Raw genomic sequence first — 17,198 nt, forward strand, 5'->3', positions numbered from 1 at the left:
CTAACGGCTCTCGCCACCAGACCTCTTATCGAATACCGCAACGAAAACGGCATTGAATGGAACAGACATCATGAGCATACCTTCCACCGATTCCTCGACCCCCGCCGTCGCCTCTGCCGGTTTGACCGCGCGTGCCGCGCGCACCTGGGACCTGATCAACAAATCCGGCATCGTGATGGTGTTCATCATCCTGTTCGCGGTGCTGTCGTTTACGGTCCCGGGCTTTCTGAGCTCGCGCAATATCCAGGGCTTGCTGCTGTCGGTCACGCTGATCGGCTCGATCTCCGTCACGATGATGTTCGTGCTCGCGCTCGGCGAGGTGGACCTGTCGGTCGCGTCGATCGTCGCCTTTTCCGGCGTGGTGGCTTCTGTGCTGATCACCGCCACGCATAGCGTGTTCGTCGGCGTCGCGGCCGGCGTGCTCGCGGGCGGCGCGGTCGGGCTCGTCAACGGCACGCTGGTCGCGCGCTACAAGATCAACTCGCTGATCGTCACGCTCGCGATGATGGAGGTCGTGCGCGGCCTCGCCTACATCACGTCGAACGGCGACGCGGTGATGATCTCGGAGGAGCGCTTCTTCGATCTCGGCGGTGGCTCGTTCCTCGGCATTTCTTATCCGATCTGGAGCAACATCATCGGCTTCGTGCTGTTGGGCTTCCTGCTGAAAAAAACCGTGTTCGGCAAGAACGTTCTGGCCGTCGGCGGCAATAGCGAAGCGGCCGTGCTCGCGGGGCTGCCCGTCACGCGGATCAAGATCACCGTATTCGTGCTGCAAGGGCTCGTGACCGGCTTCGCAGGCGTGATGCTCGCGTCGCGCATGAGTCTCGGCGATCCGAAGACGTCGGTCGGGCTCGAACTCGGCGTGATTTCCGCTTGCGTGCTCGGCGGCGTGTCGCTGACGGGCGGTGTCGCGACGATCTCCGGCGTGCTGGTCGGCGTGCTGATCATGGGTTCGGTACAGGACGCGATGAGCCTGCTTAACGTGCCGACGTTCTATCAGTACCTGATCCGCGGCGGCATCCTGCTGCTCGCGGTGCTGTTCGACCAGTTCCGCCGCAGCAAGCGCGTGCACTGACGCGCCGCTGCACCTGGCCGGTTTCCTGCGCTTTGCGAGAAGGCGTACTGCCGATGCGGGTCGATAAAACCCGCATCGGCTTTTTTATTACGCGTGAAGCCTGGCCTGTATGAAAAGTAATAAAAAAACGGCTTGGCATCTGAATGCCCAAGCCGTCCTTTTTTAGCTCACGCGTTCACGGCTGCGACTTTAAAGCCGCAGTGGAGACGCATGCGACCGTGTTCCGGCTTTTGCCGGAATACCGGTGTTGTACTTATTGCTTGATAAATCGGTCGTTCGCCCAGAGCCCCTCGGTGTCGCTATTGGCCGCATTTACGAACTCGACGTCGTGGCCGACCACGCGCACCACCCGGAAACTCGAGTCGGTCGGTGTCGATACGCATTGATATCCGGAGAAGAATTCCTGCATCTGCTGCTGTTCACCGGCTTGCGCATGGTGATCGACGGCATCGAGCTTGTCCTTCGATACGCAGCCATACGCATTGGCCTTGAACTGGATCGTTTGCTGCGGCTTGATCACGACGTCTTGCGCCGGAACGCTAGCGGCAGCCAAACCCGCGATGGCGAAAACAACGGCAATTCGAGTTTTCATTTATTCCTCCGGGGTGGGCCGAAAAAATACTCGGTTAGCTATGTATTTAACTTTAACGATGGACCCACAGCTTGCACTTTAGGAGAATCAGGAAGAACGACAAGCACATCTTGTGTGCGGTCGCAACAGTGGCTAATTGTCGCACCCGCTGTCAGGGCTGATTAAAGCTTGAGCAGACGCGCGATCGAATAGCAATGAAAAGAATTACTAAAATTCCACCTCGCTCATCGCTTTAGCTGGTAAAGCTTTGCGCCCGCATTCGCGTAAACGCGTAGGGCCAATTAAGTGATTTAGTACAATTTAATCAACTTGTTTGTGCATCGCACACAAAGTCATTCGGCGGGCGAAAGCCGCTACGTGCAATAACGCGGCAGGTGCAGAAAACAAATAGTGCCAGCCGTCTCTCGCAGCTTTCGTGAAGGGCCTGCACCGGCTTGCGGGTACAGGCGCTGCTCTACAATTGGAACAAATCTCCCGGACCTGGAGGCTATCGTGAACGAGCACGTAATACTCGGGATTTTTCTGGTCGTTCCGCTGCTCATCGTGATGTTTCTTTTTTCCGACGAACTGTGGCAAGAACATCGCGACCTCCACGACGGTCGGCCGTTGTCACCGCGTCCCCGGCGCATCGACTGGCGGCATCCGCTACGCCGTTCTCGTGATCGGCTCTGAGACTGCGAGCGGACCCCTGAAGAAAAAAGCCTGCCACAAGGGCAGGCTAAAAAGAGATCCACACTCAATGCCTTGAACACAAGGCAATAGCAGTCTAGTCGCGACGCGCCAATCGGTGGTTTCAACGGCTTTTACAGTTGTTACCGCACGTGACCGTTATGGCTGGCGCGGCAATGTGTCGGCAGGCCCACACGTCGCGCTTCAATGGGCGCGCCAGTGTGCGCGAATCCGTTTGGCGAGCGCTTCAAGTGTGTCGGCGTCGGCGACCTCGCGCGCATGCAGCTTCAGCGGCTGGCCTTCCCAGCGCGGAATCACATGGAAATGCACATGCGGCACCGTTTGTCCCGCCGCCGCGCCGTTGAACTGGCCGATGAACACACCGTCCGGACGCAGCGCCGCGCGCACCGCGATCGCGAGCTTTTGCGCCATGCGCGCGGACGCGACGAGCGCCACATCCGACAGATCGAAAATCTCCGCGACCGCTTCCTTCGGCACGACGAGCAGATGACCGTCGGCTTGCGGCATCAAGTCCATGAAAGCCAGCGCCTGGTCGTTTTCGGCCACCTTGATGCACGGTAGTTCGCCGCGCAAGATTTTGGCGAACGGGTTGCTGTCGTTGTAGCTCATCGCGTTTCCTTTCGTTTGATCTGGTTTCGATTCATGGGTCGAGCGGGACGCTGCTGTTTCGCGCAGCTTCGCATCGCGGGCTTCCTATTTTCTACCCGAATGCTTACGGCACGCGTGCGGCGCGCCGGATCGCTTGAGGCGGCTGGCCGAACGCGCGCAAAAACGCGCGCCGCATCCGCTCGGGGTCGATGAAGCCAGTGTCGGCTGCGACCGTTTCGATCGAATGACGCCCGGTTTCGAGCATCGTGCGGGCCGCTTCGACGCGCAGCGCCTCGATCGCGCGGGCCGGCGACTGGCGAGTCTCGTCGCGAAACGCGCGGCTGAACTGACGGGGGCTCAGATGCGCGACGTCGGCGAGCTGCTCGACGCTCAGCGGCTCGCGCAGATGACTCTTCGCATACGACAGCGCGTTCTGGATCCGATCGGATTTCGGTTCGAGATCGAGCATCGCCGAGTATTGCGACTGCCCGCCGGTGCGGCGGTGATAGACGACGAGCTTTTTCGCGATCGCGCGCGACGCCGCGACGCCGAGGTCGTTCTCGACCAGCGCGAGGCACAGATCGATGCACGCGGTCATGCCGGCCGACGTCCACACCGAGCCGTCGACGATGAAGATGCGGTCCTCGTCGACCCGCGCGCGCGGAAAGCGCCGCTGCAGATCGCGTGCATGCGCCCAATGAGTGGTCGCGTGGCGGCCGTCCAGGATGCCAGCTTCGGCGAGGACGAACGCGCCGGTGCAGATGCTCGCGGTGCGGCGTGAGGCGGTGAGGGCGTCGTTCAGAAACGCGAGCAGTACCGGCGATGACGGCGCGATTTCCATCGCGCCGGTGACGATCACCGTGTCATAGGCGGGATCGCCGAACGGCCGCGTCGCGACCTCGACGCCCGCCGAACTGCGCACCATGCCGCCGTGCTCGGAGATCACCGTGACGTCGTACGGGGGTTCGTCGGTGTCCTGATTGGCGAGTTCGAAAATCGATACCGCGACCATGTCGAGGATCTGGAAGCCCGGAAACACCACTACACCGATGCGTTTCATTTACGATGTCCTGAAATGAGGGAAATACGACGTTTGAGACAAGACGGTACGCGCCTAGACTCAGCTCGTCAACACCGCCGGCCCAGCGCGAAACCCGCGAGACGGCGAGTTCACGGATGTTCCCATTCACCAGTCAGGGCGGTCGCATCGTGCGCAGCCCACAAGGAGAGCTTCAATGGCAACGCAGGCAGAGAAGGGCGTACAAGGCGATTCGAACGGAGGTAAGGGCACGGCGGTGGTCACTGGCGCATCGTCGGGGATCGGTGCGGTGTACGCGGACCGGCTCGCGCGACGCGGCTACGATCTGCTGCTGATCGCGCGCGACGGCGCGCGCCTCGGCAGCCTCGCCGAGCGGCTGACGAAGGAGACGGGCCGGCGCGTGAGCACCGTCAGCGCCGATCTGACCAACAAGGCCGACGTGCGCCGCATCGAGAATCAGTTGCGCGCCGAGCGCGGCATCACGATGCTGGTCAACAATGCGGGCGTCGGCGCGACCGCGACGCTGCTCGACTCCGATATCGATGAACTCGAGAAGATGATCGACCTGAACGTCACGTCGCTCACGCGCCTGACGGCGGCCGTGTTGCCGGGTTTCATCGCGCGTGGCGCGGGCACGGTAATCAATATCTCGTCGATCGTCGCGCTGTCGCCGGAATTGCTGAACGGCACCTATAGCGGCACCAAGGCGTACGTGCTGAACCTCACGCAGTCGCTGCATCACGAGGTGGGTGGCAAGGGCGTGCGGTTGCAGGCGGTGCTGCCGGGCGCGACGAGTACCGCGTTCTGGGATCGCGCGGGTCTCGCGGTCGAGAACCTGCCTGCGCAGATCGTGATGAGCGCCGAGGACATGGTCGACGCGGCGCTTGCCGGTCTCGACCAGGGTGAGTTGGTGACGATCCCGTCGTTGCCCGATGCCGCCGACTGGGAGCGTCTGAACAGCGCGCGTCTGCATCTGCAGCCGAATCTGTCGCGCAGCGCGCCGGCCGAGCGCTATACGCGCGCCGTGGCGGCGTGAAACAAAGGGGGTAGGGCAGCGCAAGACTCAGCCGCTCACCGCGACCTGATTCTTGCCGTCGTGTTTCGCGCGATACAGGCCGACGCTGGCGGCCTCGATCAGCGACGTGACCGGTTCGGCCGCCGACGGCAGCACCATCGCCGCGCCGATGCTGATCGTGACGACACCCTCTGCCGAGCCTGCATGCGTGATCGCGAGGTCTTCGACCGCGATGCGGATTTTCTCCGCGAGCAGGCGCAAGCCGCCCGCCGACGTGCCCGGCACGACCACCGCGAACTCCTCGCCGCCGAAGCGCGCGGCGAGATCCGGTGAATGGCCGAGGCACGCTTCGATCGTGTGGGCGACGCTCTTCAGCACTTCGTCGCCGGCGACGTGCCCGTAGGTGTCGTTGTAGGCCTTGAGGTGATCGACGTCGATCATCAGGAGGCCGAGGCCGGTCTTGTCGCGCGTGCCGCGGCGCCATTCGTCGGCCAGATGCTGGTCCAGGTAGCGGCGGTTCGACAGGCCGGTCAGACCGTCCGAATGCGTGCGCCGCTGCAACTCCAGATTGGTCGCCAGCAGTTGCTGCTGTGACTGCCGCAGCGCGCGGTATGCCTCGTCGCGCTGCTGCAGGTTCAGATACGAGCGCGAGTGATAGCGGATGCGCGCGATCAGCTCGATGCGATCCGGCAGCTTGACGAGGTAATCGTTCGAGCCGGCCGCGAACGCCGCGCTTTTGACGAGGGGCTCTTCTTTGGTCGACAGCGCGATGATCGGGATGTCGCGCGTGGCCGGGTTCAGCCGATATTGCCGCACCAGCGTCAGACCGTCGGCGCCCGGCATCGCGAGATCTTGCAGAATCACTGTCGCGCGCGTTTCCTCGGCGCAGCGCACCGCGTCTTCCCAGGACGCGCAGTAGTGAAAGTCGACGCCCGGCTCGTCGGCGAGCGCCTCGCGCACCGCGTCGGCGATGACCGGCTGGTCATCGACCAGCAGCACCGTGATCGGGCACTCGCCCGCCGGCGGCTCGGCGAGGATGCGCGCGAACGAGTCGTCGATGGCGAGACGCGGTGGATCCTCCGCGACGAGCGCATGCGCGTGCGCCTGTACTTCGTCTGCGGGATGCAGCGTTGCGACGTTCTGGGGCGGTTTAGAGGTGTCCATGTGGTTCAGCCCGAATGACGGTCAGGGAAGGCACGTTGCGGAGAGGCGGGGCGCTCTTTGACCATTGCCCTTGGTCAGATAATAGTCGGCGGCCGCGACAAGACCACCCCGGCTGAAGCCACGCAATGCTCTGCGTGGGCTGACGCATCCGACGTTATGCGCCTGTTACAGAGTTAATGTCCGGTTACCAACTGCAGCATCTATTTCCGCCAGCGCCAGCGACAATTCGTCCATGCCTGAACGGCGGGAGCTCAATATGAAAAAGATCGCAGTGGCGTTGGTAATGGCGGGTAGTTTGACGGTGGCGGGCCAGGCGTCCGCGCACGGACACGGTGACGACGTGGTGGGTGCGCTGATCGGCGGCGCGGTGCTGGGCGCGGTGGTCAGCTCGGCGTTGACGCCGGCACCAGTGGTCGCGTATCCGCAGCCGGTTTATGCCGAGCCCGCGTATCAGCCCGCGCCGGCCTACGTGGCACCGCCGCCCGGGTATTGCTATGACCAGTATCAGCGCGCCTATGTCGCGTGCGGCGCACCGCCGCCGGGACAGTACGGCTATGCACAGCCGCAACCCGAGCCGCAGTGGTGAACGTGGCATGGCTGTGATGCGCGGAAGATCCAGACTGGCAGCGCGCAGACAAAAAGGCCGTCGCCCGATGCGACGGCCTTTTTTCATTGAGGCACGCCTTAATGCTTGTGATGCAGCCACTCCGCGTAATGCGTGTCGAGCCAGCGCTCGAGCTTGGGCGGTTTGGACGGGTCGCGGTGACGCGACATCATCCAGATGGCAAAGCCGACCACCAGCATGACCGCAGGCCCCATCAGATAGGCGAGCATTGATTCAGGCATCGAAACCTCCGTATCTGCTTGCATCCATCTCTCAGTGTAGGCGAAGGAAGCGGGGAAAGAACGATGATGTGAAACAGTCGTGAATAGCGGAAAAAGGCGCATTTTCGCGCGGTTTAGAAACCTTATTTTTTAATGACTTTCCTTTGTTCGATTAGGTTTGCGACGAGGTCGCATCGGCCTGTGTACCATCCCGCTTCCGGCATGGCGGCAAGCGTCACATCTCGCCAAAACCCATGACGATGCCGTCAAGCCTTCCCGTTCGCGGTCTGCCGTGCGATTTCCATCTGGCTATCGACAAAGTCCGCCCAACTCTGAAGCATGCGACGGTCCCGCGCTGCGTCGTCGGTTGCTTCACGATTCGTGATGTCGCGTGTCGCGGCTGATTGCTGCTCCATGTCGCGCAGATGCGTCGACGCGGTGCGACGAAAGTCATGCAGCACGAAATGCTCCACGTCGAGCCCCAATGCCTTGACCGCCTGGTTCAGCGTACTTTTCGCGATCGGCCGATCGTCGCCCCTGACGCTCGGGAACACGAACGTCTCGCTGGCGCGCGCGCGCTGCAGCTCGCTCAGCAGCGCAACCGCCTGCCGCGGCAGACGTACGATGCGGTCCTCGCGCGCGTGCAGGCGGGCAGCGGGGATTGTCCATAGCGCGTTGTCGAGATCGAACTCGGCCCATCTGGATTCGATGAGGTCCGATTTGCGCGCCATCGTCAGCACCAGCAGGTGCAGCGCTAGCTTCAGCGGGCGGCGGATATTCGACGTATCGATGGTGCGCAGCATGACGCCGATCTCGGCGCCGGACAGCACGCGGGTGCGGCTGTCGAAGGTCGCGATCGAGCGCGCCGGCACGACTTCCGCGGGGTTGCTGGTCGCAAGCTGACGTGCGATCAGGTATGCGTACAGGCGCTTCACGACGTTGCGCGTGTGCAGCGCCATTTTCGGCGCGCCACGGCTTTTGATGCGCTCGCAGATCGCGACGATGTCGTCAGCGGTGACCGCGCCGATCGGCTTGTTGCCGATCGCGGGCAGCACGTCCTTGTCGAGCGCGCGCCGGGTGGTGCGGCGATATTCGTCCGACTTGCCGGCCAGCGCCGTCGCGACATAAAGCTCGGCCGCTTCGCGCAGCACGTCGGCCTTGCTTTCGGCACCTCGATCGCGCCGCGCGGTCGCGACCGGCGAGATGCCCTGCGCGACAAGTGCCGCGTACCTCTGGGCCTTCGCGCGCGCGACGCGCAGCGAAATCATCCGGTAATCGCCGATCGTCGCGAGCGGCTGACGCTTGCCATTCAACGTATAGCGGAAGCGCCAGACCTTGGTGCCGGTCGTCATGACTTCGATCACGAGGCCGTTGCCGTCGGCGACACAGTAGCGGGTCGCGCGCGGTTCGAGCGCGCGGATCTCGGATTCGGTGAGCGGGGTGGCGAGGCGGGGCATGCTGTGGGGCGCTGTACGTCGTTTAGGTTCGGACAGCGGGGATTTTAGACTTTTACCACGGTTGTGTACCAAAAATCTGAGGGGTTTTTGGTTGACAGAATGCAATTTTCGATTGCCTGGCAGTAGCGGCTATTCGACCGCAGAACGTCATGCCGCCGCGCAATCTTGCCGATTCACGAGTTCGGCGTTACTTGCCGATGCAGAATCGGCTGAAAATCACTCCGAGCAGATCGTCCGAGCTGAACTCACCCGTGATCGAATTCAACTGATCCTGCGCGAGCCGCAATTCCTCGGCGAACAGATCGAGTGCCTGCGCGTTCTGCTCCGCATGCGCGGCGGCGGTCGCCAGATGCTCGCCGGCCGCGCGCAATGCAATCAGGTGACGCTCGCGCGCGAGATAGACGCTCTCCGCGCCCGCCTGCCAACCGGCAATCCGCAGCAGTTCGTCGCGCAACAACGAGACGCCGTCACCCTTCTTCGCCGACAGCCGCACCTCGCTGAGTTCGAGATCGGCGTCGAGCGCCTGCGTGGCGGGCGCGAGTCCGGTCAGGTCGGTCTTGTTCAGCACACGCACGACCGGCACGCCGCGCGGAAAACGTCCGGCGATCGTTTCGTCGTCGGTCGTCATGCCGGCGCGCGCGTCGAGCAGATGCAGCACCACGTCCGCGCGCTCGATCTCGCCCCATGTGCGCTCGATGCCGATCTTCTCGACCTCGTCCTCGGTGTCGCGCAGGCCCGCCGTGTCGATCACGTGGAGCGGGATGCCTTCGATCTGAATTGTCTGCGCGACCTTGTCGCGAGTCGTGCCGGCGATCGGCGTGACGATCGCGAGTTCTGCGCCAGCGAGCGCATTCAGCAGCGACGACTTGCCGACGTTCGGCTGTCCCGCCAGCACCACCGACAAGCCCTCGCGCAGCAGCGCTCCCTGGCGTGCCTCGCTCAGCACATCCGCGAGGCGCTCGCGAATGCGTGCGAGCTTGCCGCGCGCGTCGGCGGCTTCGAGGAAGTCGATTTCCTCTTCCGGGAAGTCCAGTGTCGCTTCGACCAGCATCCGCAGCGTGATCACTTCTTCGACCAGCGCGTGGATGTCGCGCGAGAACGCGCCGTCGAGCGAGCGGCCGGCCGAACGCGCGGCGGCCTCGGTGCTCGCCTCGATCAGATCGGCGACGGCTTCGGCCTGCGCGAGGTCGAGCTTGTCGTTCAGAAACGCGCGACGCGTGAATTCGCCGGGCTCGGCGAGCCGCAGGCCGAACGCGCGGCCGGCGTCGATGCAGCGCTGCAGGACCAATTGCAGCACGACCGGCCCGCCATGGCCTTGCAGTTCGAGCACGTGCTCGCCGGTATACGAATGCGGCGCCGGAAAGTACAGCGCGATGCCGCGGTCGAGCGGATTGCCGCTCGCGTCGAGAAACGGCACGTAGCTCGCGTGACGCGCCGCGAGCGTCTGGCCGGTCAGCGCCTGCATCAAAGGCTGGGCCGCCGCCGCGCCGGCAAGGCCGCACGAAATCCGCACGACGCCGATGCCTCCCCGGCCGGGCGCGGTAGCAATGGCAACGATGGGATCGGAGTCGGTCGTGAGCATGTGAAGTCTGCGAAACGGGAGGGGAAGGGCAGGGCCGCGTTGGTCGAGTCGGCGCGAGGCATTGTAACGCGCGCGCTTCCGACGAAAGGGCTCGCGGGAAGGACACGAAGCGGATGACGCGTCTGTTTTCGCTACCGTTTGAACATCTCAGATTTATCCCAAGTAAGCTAGGATTATTATCGCGCTACTTAAGAATAATTGAGACTTGGCAGCACCTGCTGTTCAGGCAAAGCCAAGCCAGGCAATAAAGAGATGAAAAAAATCGAATTCGCGCAACGCTTTATCGGGCGCACGCTGCAAGCTAAAACTATCTCAAATAAGAGAAAACAAAGCTTGGTCGGTTGTCAACTGGTTGAACGCTGAATTGCACAATCTCGCCCATGCCGACCGACAAAGAAAAAGCCGCCTTCGCCAAGAGGCTGAAGGATCTGCTCGAGCCGCTGAAAATCCGCGGCGGGACCAAACTCGCCGAGCAGTTCAATCTTCGCTATCACGGCGAGCGTCCCGTAACACCCCAGACCGCGCACAAATGGCTGACGGGTACGACGATTCCGAAGCCGGACAAGTTGCGCACGCTCGCCGAATGGTTGAACGTCAAGGAGCACTGGCTCCATTACGGACCGCCGCCCGGCGCCAGCGCACGGCCGATGGCACGTGGCGAAAAATATCCGCCGACACCCGAAACGATCGAGCTCGCGTCGAAGATTGCATCGTTGACCCCAAAGGATCGGAATCTGGTCGAGGAAATGATCGTGCGCTTTTACGGCGAAGATTCCGACGAAGAGTGAACGTCGAAACCGTCGCATTTGCTTCGACCGCACCATGAAAAAAGCCGCCCGGTTCGCGCCGGGCGGCTTTTCGTTTTCAGCTTTGCGACACGGCGGCCATGCAGGCCGCCGTTGCGACGCAATATCAGGCCGGCTTCGCCTTCGAAGTGCCCATCATCCGCGTGATGTAGTACTGCTGCGCGATCGACAGCACGTTGTTCACGACGTAGTACAGCACGAGACCCGCGGGGAAGAAGAAGAACATCACCGAGAACGCGATCGGCATGAACATCATCATCTTGGCCTGAACCGGGTCTGGCGGCGTCGGGTTCAGCTTGGTCTGCAGGAACATCGATACGGCCATCAGCACCGGCAGGATGAAATACGGGTCCTGCTGCGACAGATCCTGAATCCACCAAATCCACGGCGCGCCGCGCATTTCCACCGACGACAGCAGCACCCAGTACAGCGAGATGAACACCGGAATCTGGATTACGACCGGTAGACAGCCGCCGAACGGATTGACCTTCTCGGTCTTGTACAGCTCCATCAGCGCCGCGTTCATCTTCTGCGGATCGCCCTTGAAGCGCTCGCGCAGTGCCTGCATGCGCGGCGTGATCGCCTTCATGCGCGCCATCGACTTGTAGCTCGCGGCCGACAGCGGGAAGAACACCGCCTTGATCAGCAGCGTGAGCAGCACGATCGACCAGCCCCAGTTGCCGACGTAGCTGTGGATCTTCGAGAGCAGCCAGAACAGCGGCTTCGCGATGATCGTGACCCAGCCATAGTCCTTCACCAGATCGAGGCCCGGCGCGATGCCCGCGAGCATCTGCTCTTCTTCCGGACCGGCGAACAGACGCGCGGACACGCTGACGGTCTGGCCCGGCTGGATGGTCGGCATTGCCTGCTTCATACCGACGCGATACAGCGACGGATCGATCTTCTCGGCGTAGAAGTCACGCTTCACGCCTTCCTGCGGAATCCAGGCCGACGCGAAGTAGTGCTGGACCATCGCGACCCAGCCGTCGTTGGCCGACGCCACGAAGTTCTGCTTGTTCTTGTCGAGATCGCTGAACGTCATCTTCTGGAAGTGATGCTCGTCCGTGTAGACGGCCGGTCCGATGAACGTGTGCGAGAAGCGCGGCGTTTCGACCGGCTGGTCGTCGCGCACGAGCTCCATATAGACCTGCGGCGTCACCGGCGAGGTGCCGACGTTCTGGACCTTCGTCTCGACGCCGATCACGTAGCTGCCGCGCGTGAAGGTGTACGTCTTGATGACCCGGAGGCCGCCCTTTTCCGGCGACTCGAAACTCATCTGGAACGAGTTCTGACCTTCAGCCAGCTGGGTCGGCTGATTCGGCATCAGCGTGAAGACGTCGTTGTGATTCGGGAAGTCACCGCCGAGCAGGCCGGTGCGTGCGAGATACGTGTGGCTGTTGGTCTTGTCGAACAGCGTGATCACGAGATCCGGCTGCTTGCCGTCGCCCTGCTTGATGAGCGACAGGCGCGACAGTGTGCCGCCGCGGGTGTCGATTTCGCCGGTGTAGACGTCTGTGCCGAACTTCACGAGATGCGATTGCTCGGCCGCCGGCGCGTTGCCGGGCGCGGCCGCGTTAGTGGCCGGCAGGTCGGCCGGCTGGGTGCCCGGCGTCGTGGTGCCCGGCGCGGCAGTGCCGGCGGTCTGGGTCGGCGTCGTGCTCGGGAAGAACATCGACGGGCGTCCGTGGTCGCGTTGCCAGTTGTCGAACAGCATGACAGCTGACATAAAAAAGATGACCCATAGGACGGTGCGTTTGATATCCATGCGTTGTCTCAGTGTCGATGGAACGGCGCGTCAGCGCTTTTCAGAAGTGGGTGGCGGGACGAGATCGATGCCGCCCGCGGAAAACGGGTGACAGCGGCAAACACGCCTCACGGCGAGATAAGTCCCGCGCGCGGCGCCATGATACTGGATTGCCTCGCGCGCGTAATCAGAGCAGGAAGGGTAAAAACGGCACCGGTTGCCGAGCATGGGGCTCACGGCAAGCTTGTAAAAACGCAATAAAGCGAGAAGTACCGTTTGCATGGCAGATGCGGCCGTACGGCGCCGCGCAACGTGAAGTACCGGGCGACGCCCGCGCCCTGTAGCTGCCGGCGCAACGCCCGTTGCGGCGACCGCTGTGCGGGCGGTCACTGCGTCATTCCGTCCTGGGCGCCTCCGCGGGCGGCGCCTGACGACGGGTAATTTCGCGCGCTGCCTTGTCGAGCAACGCCTCGATTTCGCTGCGGCACAGCGCCTTCAACGGCGGCGATGACGCGCTCGGCAAAGCTTTTTTGTCGAAACGCGTGTGTAGACGCAGCAGCACATCCCAACCGCCGAATTCCGCGCGACGCAGCCGGAAGGCTTCACGCGCGATACGGCGCACCAGATTCCGCGTGGCCGCGCGCGGCGCATACTTCTTGCCGATCACGAGGCCAAGACGCGCCTCGTTGCCGGTGGGCCGGCCGTACACGACGAAGTGCGCGGTACGGCGCCACGGCCGCAAACGAAAAACGGATGAAAATTCATCCGTTTTTAGCAGCCTTGCGGCTTTGGGGAAGGCGGCTTGCGCTCGCAACGGAACCGAGCCCGGTTGCTGCGCCCCGGCCGCTCCCGCTTCGCCGCGGGCTTCGGTCACAGCGCGCAATCCGCTTGCCTTAGATCGCGAGGCGCTTGCGGCCCTTCGCGCGACGTGCGTTGATGACCTTGCGGCCGCCAGCGGTCTTCATGCGAACGCGGAAGCCATGGGTGCGCTTGCGACGGGTAACGGAAGGTTGGTAAGTACGTTTCATGTTGCTCTCACTTGATCGAAAAAAACCGCGCGATCATCGCTGAAAGCGCAATGGCCGGTGGTTTACTGGAATTGGTTTTCGCGGAACCCGCTATTTAAACCGGTTTTCCGTTGGCCGTCAATAGTTTAGCCTGCTTCTGACGCAGCCGGGGTTTGCCGGGCGCGGTGATCGGTCCCTGTGGATAACTCACTTTCGGGTCCGTTTTGGCGTTAGAATCTCGCCTTACTTCCCAAAAATGTTGCACGTCGCTCCGGCACGCTTGTCCCGCAGACCCTTGTGGCACAAGCGCCTGGGGCCGTCACGCCTGGCTGCTCAGGGCCTTGTTGCGGGCGCGCGACAGGGGCAGCGGCGACCGCCGTGCACACCATAACGATAGCAACTTGATGAACGAATTCTGGCAACACTGTTCCGCATTGCTGGAGCGTGAGCTTACGCCCCAGCAGTACGTGACGTGGATCAAACCCTTGGCCCCGGTCGCCTTCGACGCCGATGCGAACACGTTGAGCATTGCCGCGCCGAACCGCTTCAAGCTCGACTGGGTCAAGAGCCAGTTCTCCGGCCGCATCGCGGATATGGCCCGCGATTTCTGGCACGCGCCGGTGGACGTGCAATTCGTACTGGATCCGAAGGCCGGTATGCGCGCCCCGGCGGCCGCTGCGCCGACTCCGTCGTCGGCGCGCCCGGCTTCGACCGCGCCGCGAGGCGGTAATGCCGGCGGCGTCGCAGCCGTGGATGCCGCCGTCGGCGCCGTGCAGGCCGCGCATGCCGCGCGCGCTAATCCCGCAGCCGCGGCAGCGGCGCTCGCCGCGCAAAACGCGAATCCGCGCAGCGCCGCCGAAGATGCCGCCGACCTCGATCTGCCCAGCCTCGACGCGAACGAAGCTGCCGCTGGGCGCCGCACGTGGCGGCCGGGCCAAGGCGCGGGCGCGGCGGCAACCAGCGAGAGCGACTCGATGTACGAGCGCTCGAAGCTGAACCCCGTCCTGACCTTCGACAACTTCGTGACCGGTAAGGCGAACCAGCTCGCCCGCGCTGCGGCGATTCAGGTCGCCGACAATCCCGGCATCTCGTATAACCCGCTGTTCCTGTACGGTGGCGTGGGCCTCGGCAAGACACACCTGATCCACGCGATCGGCAACCAGTTGTTGATGGACAAGCCCGGCGCGCGGATTCGCTACATCCACGCGGAACAGTACGTGTCCGATGTCGTGAAGGCGTACCAGCGCAAGGCGTTCGACGACTTCAAGCGCTACTACCACTCGCTCGACCTGCTGCTGATCGACGATATTCAGTTCTTTTCGGGCAAGTCGCGCACACAGGAGGAATTCTTCTACGCGTTCGAGGCGCTGGTCGCCAACAAGGCGCAGGTGATCATCACGAGCGATACGTATCCGAAGGAAATCTCGGGTATCGACGACCGCCTGATCTCACGCTTCGACTCGGGCCTGACGGTGGCGATCGAGCCGCCCGAGCTCGAAATGCGCGTCGCGATTCTGATGCGCAAGGCGCAATCGGAGTTCGTGAGCCTGAACGAGGACGTGGCGTTCTTCGTCGCGAAGCATCTGCGCTCGAACGTGCGTGAGCTCGAGGGCGCGCTGCGCAAGATCCTCGCGTATTCGAAGTTCCATGGCCGCGAAATCACGATCGAACTGACCAAGGAAGCGCTGAAAGATCTGCTGACGGTGCAGAACCGGCAGATCTCGGTGGAAAACATCCAGAAGACGGTCGCTGACTTTTACAGCATCAAGGTCGCGGACATGTATTCGAAGAAGCGTCCGGCGAACATCGCGCGGCCGCGGCAGATCGCGATGTACCTGGCGAAGGAACTGACGCAGAAGAGCCTGCCGGAGATCGGCGAGCTGTTCGGCGGGCGCGACCACACAACGGTGCTGCACGCCGTGCGCAAGATCGCCGACGAGCGCAGCAAGGACGCGCAGTTGAACCACGAACTGCACGTGCTGGAACAGACACTGAAGGGCTAAATGGGCTGGCCGCACGCGATTGCGAAACGGACGGCGGCACCGATCGCTGTGACATAGAGAAACGGGCAGGGGACCAACAACCCGGCGGCGCAGCCGGGTCCTGACGGGGAATGGCAAGGAACACGACGGCAAGCGGGCAGAAGCGACGCAAAAACGCGGCGAACCCGCGATGAATTTGCGGTGAAACCGGCCCGAAGTGGCGGAAAAACGCGCCTGCGAACCGCTAGCGCCGGGCAGCGGCGTGAAAAACCGTCGGCAACCCGGACTACGCCCCGCAAAATCGACCTGTTTATTCCCGAACTCGCCCCCATTTTAGTGAGGCGGTCCCGTTTTCAGGCACAATACAGGTTTAACCGCCCGGCGGCGACGGGCGGATTTCACGCCGTGTCGGGCGCTTTTCAGGGCGCCGGCGGGGAGCCGTGGCTGCACGCTGAAATGCTTGTCCCGTAAGGCGTGCAGGCCGTTATATCAACGAAGGAACCCTATGCAACTGGTCAAGACCGAACGCGACAACCTCCTCAGGCCGCTGCAAACCGTGAGCGGCATCGTCGAACGCCGCCATACGTTGCCGATCCTCGCCAATTTGCTGATCACCAAGAACGGTCCTGACGTATCGTTCCTGTCGACCGACCTCGAGTTGCAGATCACCACGCGCGCCGATTTCGGCGTGGGTGGCGATTCGGTCGCGACCACGGTGGCGGCGCGCAAGCTCCTCGACATTCTGCGCGCCATGCCCGACGGCCAGGTCACGCTGACGTTGAACGACAAGCGCCTGACAGTGCAATCCGGCAAGAGCCGCTTTGCGCTGCAAACGCTCGCCGCGGACGAATTCCCGACCGTCGCTCAGGCTAAAGACTACGGCGCGAGCCTCGTGGTTCCGCAAAAGACGTTCCGCCAGCTGCTCGGCATGGTCCATTTCTCGATGGCCCAGCAGGACATCCGCTACTACCTGAACGGCATGCTGCTGGTGGTGGACGGCGATCAGCTGATGGCGGTCGCGACGGACGGCCACCGTCTCGCGTTCTCGTCGATGAAGATCGAGGGCTCGTTCGCGCGCCAGGAAGTGATCATTCCGCGCAAGACGATTCTCGAACTGCAGCGCCTGCTCGAAGACATCGACGACACGCTGAACATCGACATCGCGCAGACGCAGGTCAAGTTCACGTTCGGCCAGGTCGAACTCGTGTCGAAGCTCGTGGAAGGCAAGTTCCCCGACTTCCAGCGAGTGATTCCGAAGTCCCACAAGAACAAATTCCAGATCGGCCGTGAAGAACTGCAGCGCTCGCTGCAACGCGCGGCGATTCTGACGTCGGATAAGTTCAAGGGCGTGCGCTGCATCGTCGAGCCGGGCCAGTTGAAGATCATGTCGACCAACGCCGATCAGGAAGAGGCGCAGGAAGAATTGGAAATCGCATACGACGGCGACAGCGTCGACATCGGGTTCAACGTCACGTATCTGCTCGACGTGCTCGCGAACCTGAAGGTCGACATGTTGCAGGTGAGCCTGGGTGATGCCAGCTCCAGCGCGTTGATCACGATTCCCGAGAACGACGAATTCAAGTACGTGGTGATGCCGATGCGCATCTGACGCGTCCAACATCAAGAAGAACA

18 protein-coding genes are annotated in these 17,198 nt (G+C 62.7%); 7 read left to right on the forward strand and 11 right to left on the reverse strand.

The features are described 5' to 3' along the window. Positions 1 to 70: 70 nt before the first annotated feature. On the forward strand, positions 71 to 1,075 hold the full coding sequence (araH, locus tag AB3X96_RS01190; RefSeq protein ID WP_368588292.1) for an L-arabinose ABC transporter permease AraH: 1,005 nt from the start codon (positions 71 to 73) through the stop codon (positions 1,073 to 1,075). Between the two features lie 253 nt (positions 1,076 to 1,328). Here the strand turns inward: araH and sap1 are convergent, their stop codons facing one another. Then, on the reverse strand, positions 1,329 to 1,667 hold the full coding sequence (gene sap1, locus AB3X96_RS01195) for a surface attachment protein Sap1 (RefSeq protein ID WP_368588293.1): 339 nt from the start codon (positions 1,665 to 1,667) through the stop codon (positions 1,329 to 1,331). A 492-nt stretch (positions 1,668 to 2,159) separates the two neighbouring features. Between sap1 and AB3X96_RS01200 the strand changes: the two genes are divergently transcribed. Next, positions 2,160 to 2,339 carry a hypothetical protein gene (locus AB3X96_RS01200; RefSeq protein ID WP_176109876.1) on the forward strand — a complete coding sequence of 60 codons (180 nt, stop codon included), beginning with the start codon at positions 2,160 to 2,162 and terminating at the stop codon, positions 2,337 to 2,339. 201 nt (positions 2,340 to 2,540) lie between these two features. Here the strand turns inward: AB3X96_RS01200 and AB3X96_RS01205 are convergent, their stop codons facing one another. Both AB3X96_RS01205 and AB3X96_RS01210 read right to left on the reverse strand, forming a co-directional pair. Continuing rightward, positions 2,541 to 2,966, reverse strand: a complete 426-nt coding sequence (locus tag AB3X96_RS01205) for an HIT family protein (protein ID WP_018436978.1) — start codon at positions 2,964 to 2,966, stop codon at positions 2,541 to 2,543. Between the two features lie 103 nt (positions 2,967 to 3,069). Next, the gene (locus AB3X96_RS01210; protein ID WP_368588294.1) at positions 3,070 to 4,005 is read right to left on the reverse strand and encodes a GlxA family transcriptional regulator; all 936 of its coding nucleotides are present in this window, start codon (positions 4,003 to 4,005) and stop codon (positions 3,070 to 3,072) included. Between the two features lie 175 nt (positions 4,006 to 4,180). Here AB3X96_RS01210 and AB3X96_RS01215 point away from each other — a divergent pair, with 175 nt between their 5' ends. Continuing rightward, entirely contained in the window at positions 4,181 to 5,020 is an 840-nt protein-coding gene (locus AB3X96_RS01215; RefSeq protein WP_368588295.1) for an SDR family NAD(P)-dependent oxidoreductase, read from the forward strand. Between the two features lie 27 nt (positions 5,021 to 5,047). Here the strand turns inward: AB3X96_RS01215 and AB3X96_RS01220 are convergent, their stop codons facing one another. Next, entirely contained in the window at positions 5,048 to 6,163 is a 1,116-nt protein-coding gene (locus AB3X96_RS01220) for a diguanylate cyclase (protein ID WP_368588296.1), read from the reverse strand. Positions 6,164 to 6,419: 256 nt separating this feature from the next. Between AB3X96_RS01220 and AB3X96_RS01225 the strand changes: the two genes are divergently transcribed. Beyond that, positions 6,420 to 6,749, forward strand: coding sequence for an ecotin precursor (locus AB3X96_RS01225; protein ID WP_368588297.1), 330 nt, complete (start codon positions 6,420 to 6,422; stop codon positions 6,747 to 6,749). Positions 6,750 to 6,847: 98 nt separating this feature from the next. Here the strand turns inward: AB3X96_RS01225 and AB3X96_RS01230 are convergent, their stop codons facing one another. From AB3X96_RS01230 to mnmE, 3 genes are all read right to left on the reverse strand, one after another. After that, positions 6,848 to 7,009 carry a hypothetical protein gene (locus AB3X96_RS01230; RefSeq protein ID WP_176109870.1) on the reverse strand — a complete coding sequence of 54 codons (162 nt, stop codon included), beginning with the start codon at positions 7,007 to 7,009 and terminating at the stop codon, positions 6,848 to 6,850. A gap of 245 nt (positions 7,010 to 7,254) precedes the next feature. After that, positions 7,255 to 8,445, reverse strand: coding sequence for a tyrosine-type recombinase/integrase (locus tag AB3X96_RS01235; protein ID WP_368588298.1), 1,191 nt, complete (start codon positions 8,443 to 8,445; stop codon positions 7,255 to 7,257). A 187-nt stretch (positions 8,446 to 8,632) separates the two neighbouring features. After that, a complete protein-coding gene (gene mnmE, locus AB3X96_RS01240) occupies positions 8,633 to 10,027 on the reverse strand; it encodes a tRNA uridine-5-carboxymethylaminomethyl(34) synthesis GTPase MnmE (protein WP_368588299.1) in 1,395 nt (464 codons plus the stop codon). Between the two features lie 380 nt (positions 10,028 to 10,407). Between mnmE and AB3X96_RS01245 the strand changes: the two genes are divergently transcribed. After that, positions 10,408 to 10,815 carry an XRE family transcriptional regulator gene (locus tag AB3X96_RS01245; protein ID WP_176109867.1) on the forward strand — a complete coding sequence of 136 codons (408 nt, stop codon included), beginning with the start codon at positions 10,408 to 10,410 and terminating at the stop codon, positions 10,813 to 10,815. A 124-nt stretch (positions 10,816 to 10,939) separates the two neighbouring features. On the opposite strand, the gene yidC is transcribed toward AB3X96_RS01245, so the two are convergent. The 4 genes from yidC to rpmH all read right to left on the reverse strand — a co-directional run bounded on the left by yidC (position 10,940) and on the right by rpmH (position 13,605). Continuing rightward, on the reverse strand, positions 10,940 to 12,598 hold the full coding sequence (gene yidC / locus AB3X96_RS01250) for a membrane protein insertase YidC (RefSeq protein WP_176109866.1): 1,659 nt from the start codon (positions 12,596 to 12,598) through the stop codon (positions 10,940 to 10,942). A 30-nt stretch (positions 12,599 to 12,628) separates the two neighbouring features. Then, complete coding sequence (yidD, locus tag AB3X96_RS01255) at positions 12,629 to 12,859, reverse strand: membrane protein insertion efficiency factor YidD (RefSeq protein ID WP_013091032.1); 231 nt, start codon at positions 12,857 to 12,859, stop codon at positions 12,629 to 12,631. A 112-nt stretch (positions 12,860 to 12,971) separates the two neighbouring features. Next, the gene (locus AB3X96_RS01260) at positions 12,972 to 13,460 is read right to left on the reverse strand and encodes a ribonuclease P protein component (RefSeq protein ID WP_176367350.1); all 489 of its coding nucleotides are present in this window, start codon (positions 13,458 to 13,460) and stop codon (positions 12,972 to 12,974) included. 10 nt (positions 13,461 to 13,470) lie between these two features. Continuing rightward, positions 13,471 to 13,605: a 50S ribosomal protein L34 gene (rpmH, locus tag AB3X96_RS01265; RefSeq protein WP_004198824.1), complete on the reverse strand. Its 135-nt coding sequence runs from the start codon at positions 13,603 to 13,605 to the stop codon at positions 13,471 to 13,473. A gap of 383 nt (positions 13,606 to 13,988) precedes the next feature. Between rpmH and dnaA the strand changes: the two genes are divergently transcribed. Further along, positions 13,989 to 15,587 (forward strand): chromosomal replication initiator protein DnaA, encoded by a 1,599-nt coding sequence (gene dnaA / locus AB3X96_RS01270; RefSeq protein WP_368588300.1) that lies wholly within the window; start codon positions 13,989 to 13,991, stop codon positions 15,585 to 15,587. Between the two features lie 484 nt (positions 15,588 to 16,071). Then, positions 16,072 to 17,175 carry a DNA polymerase III subunit beta gene (gene dnaN, locus AB3X96_RS01275; RefSeq protein ID WP_013088024.1) on the forward strand — a complete coding sequence of 368 codons (1,104 nt, stop codon included), beginning with the start codon at positions 16,072 to 16,074 and terminating at the stop codon, positions 17,173 to 17,175. The last annotated feature ends 23 nt before the right edge of the window (positions 17,176 to 17,198 follow it).

The sequence above is a fragment of the Paraburkholderia sp. BR13439 genome (genome assembly GCF_040948805.1).
GTDB lineage: Bacteria > Pseudomonadota > Gammaproteobacteria > Burkholderiales > Burkholderiaceae > Paraburkholderia > Paraburkholderia youngii.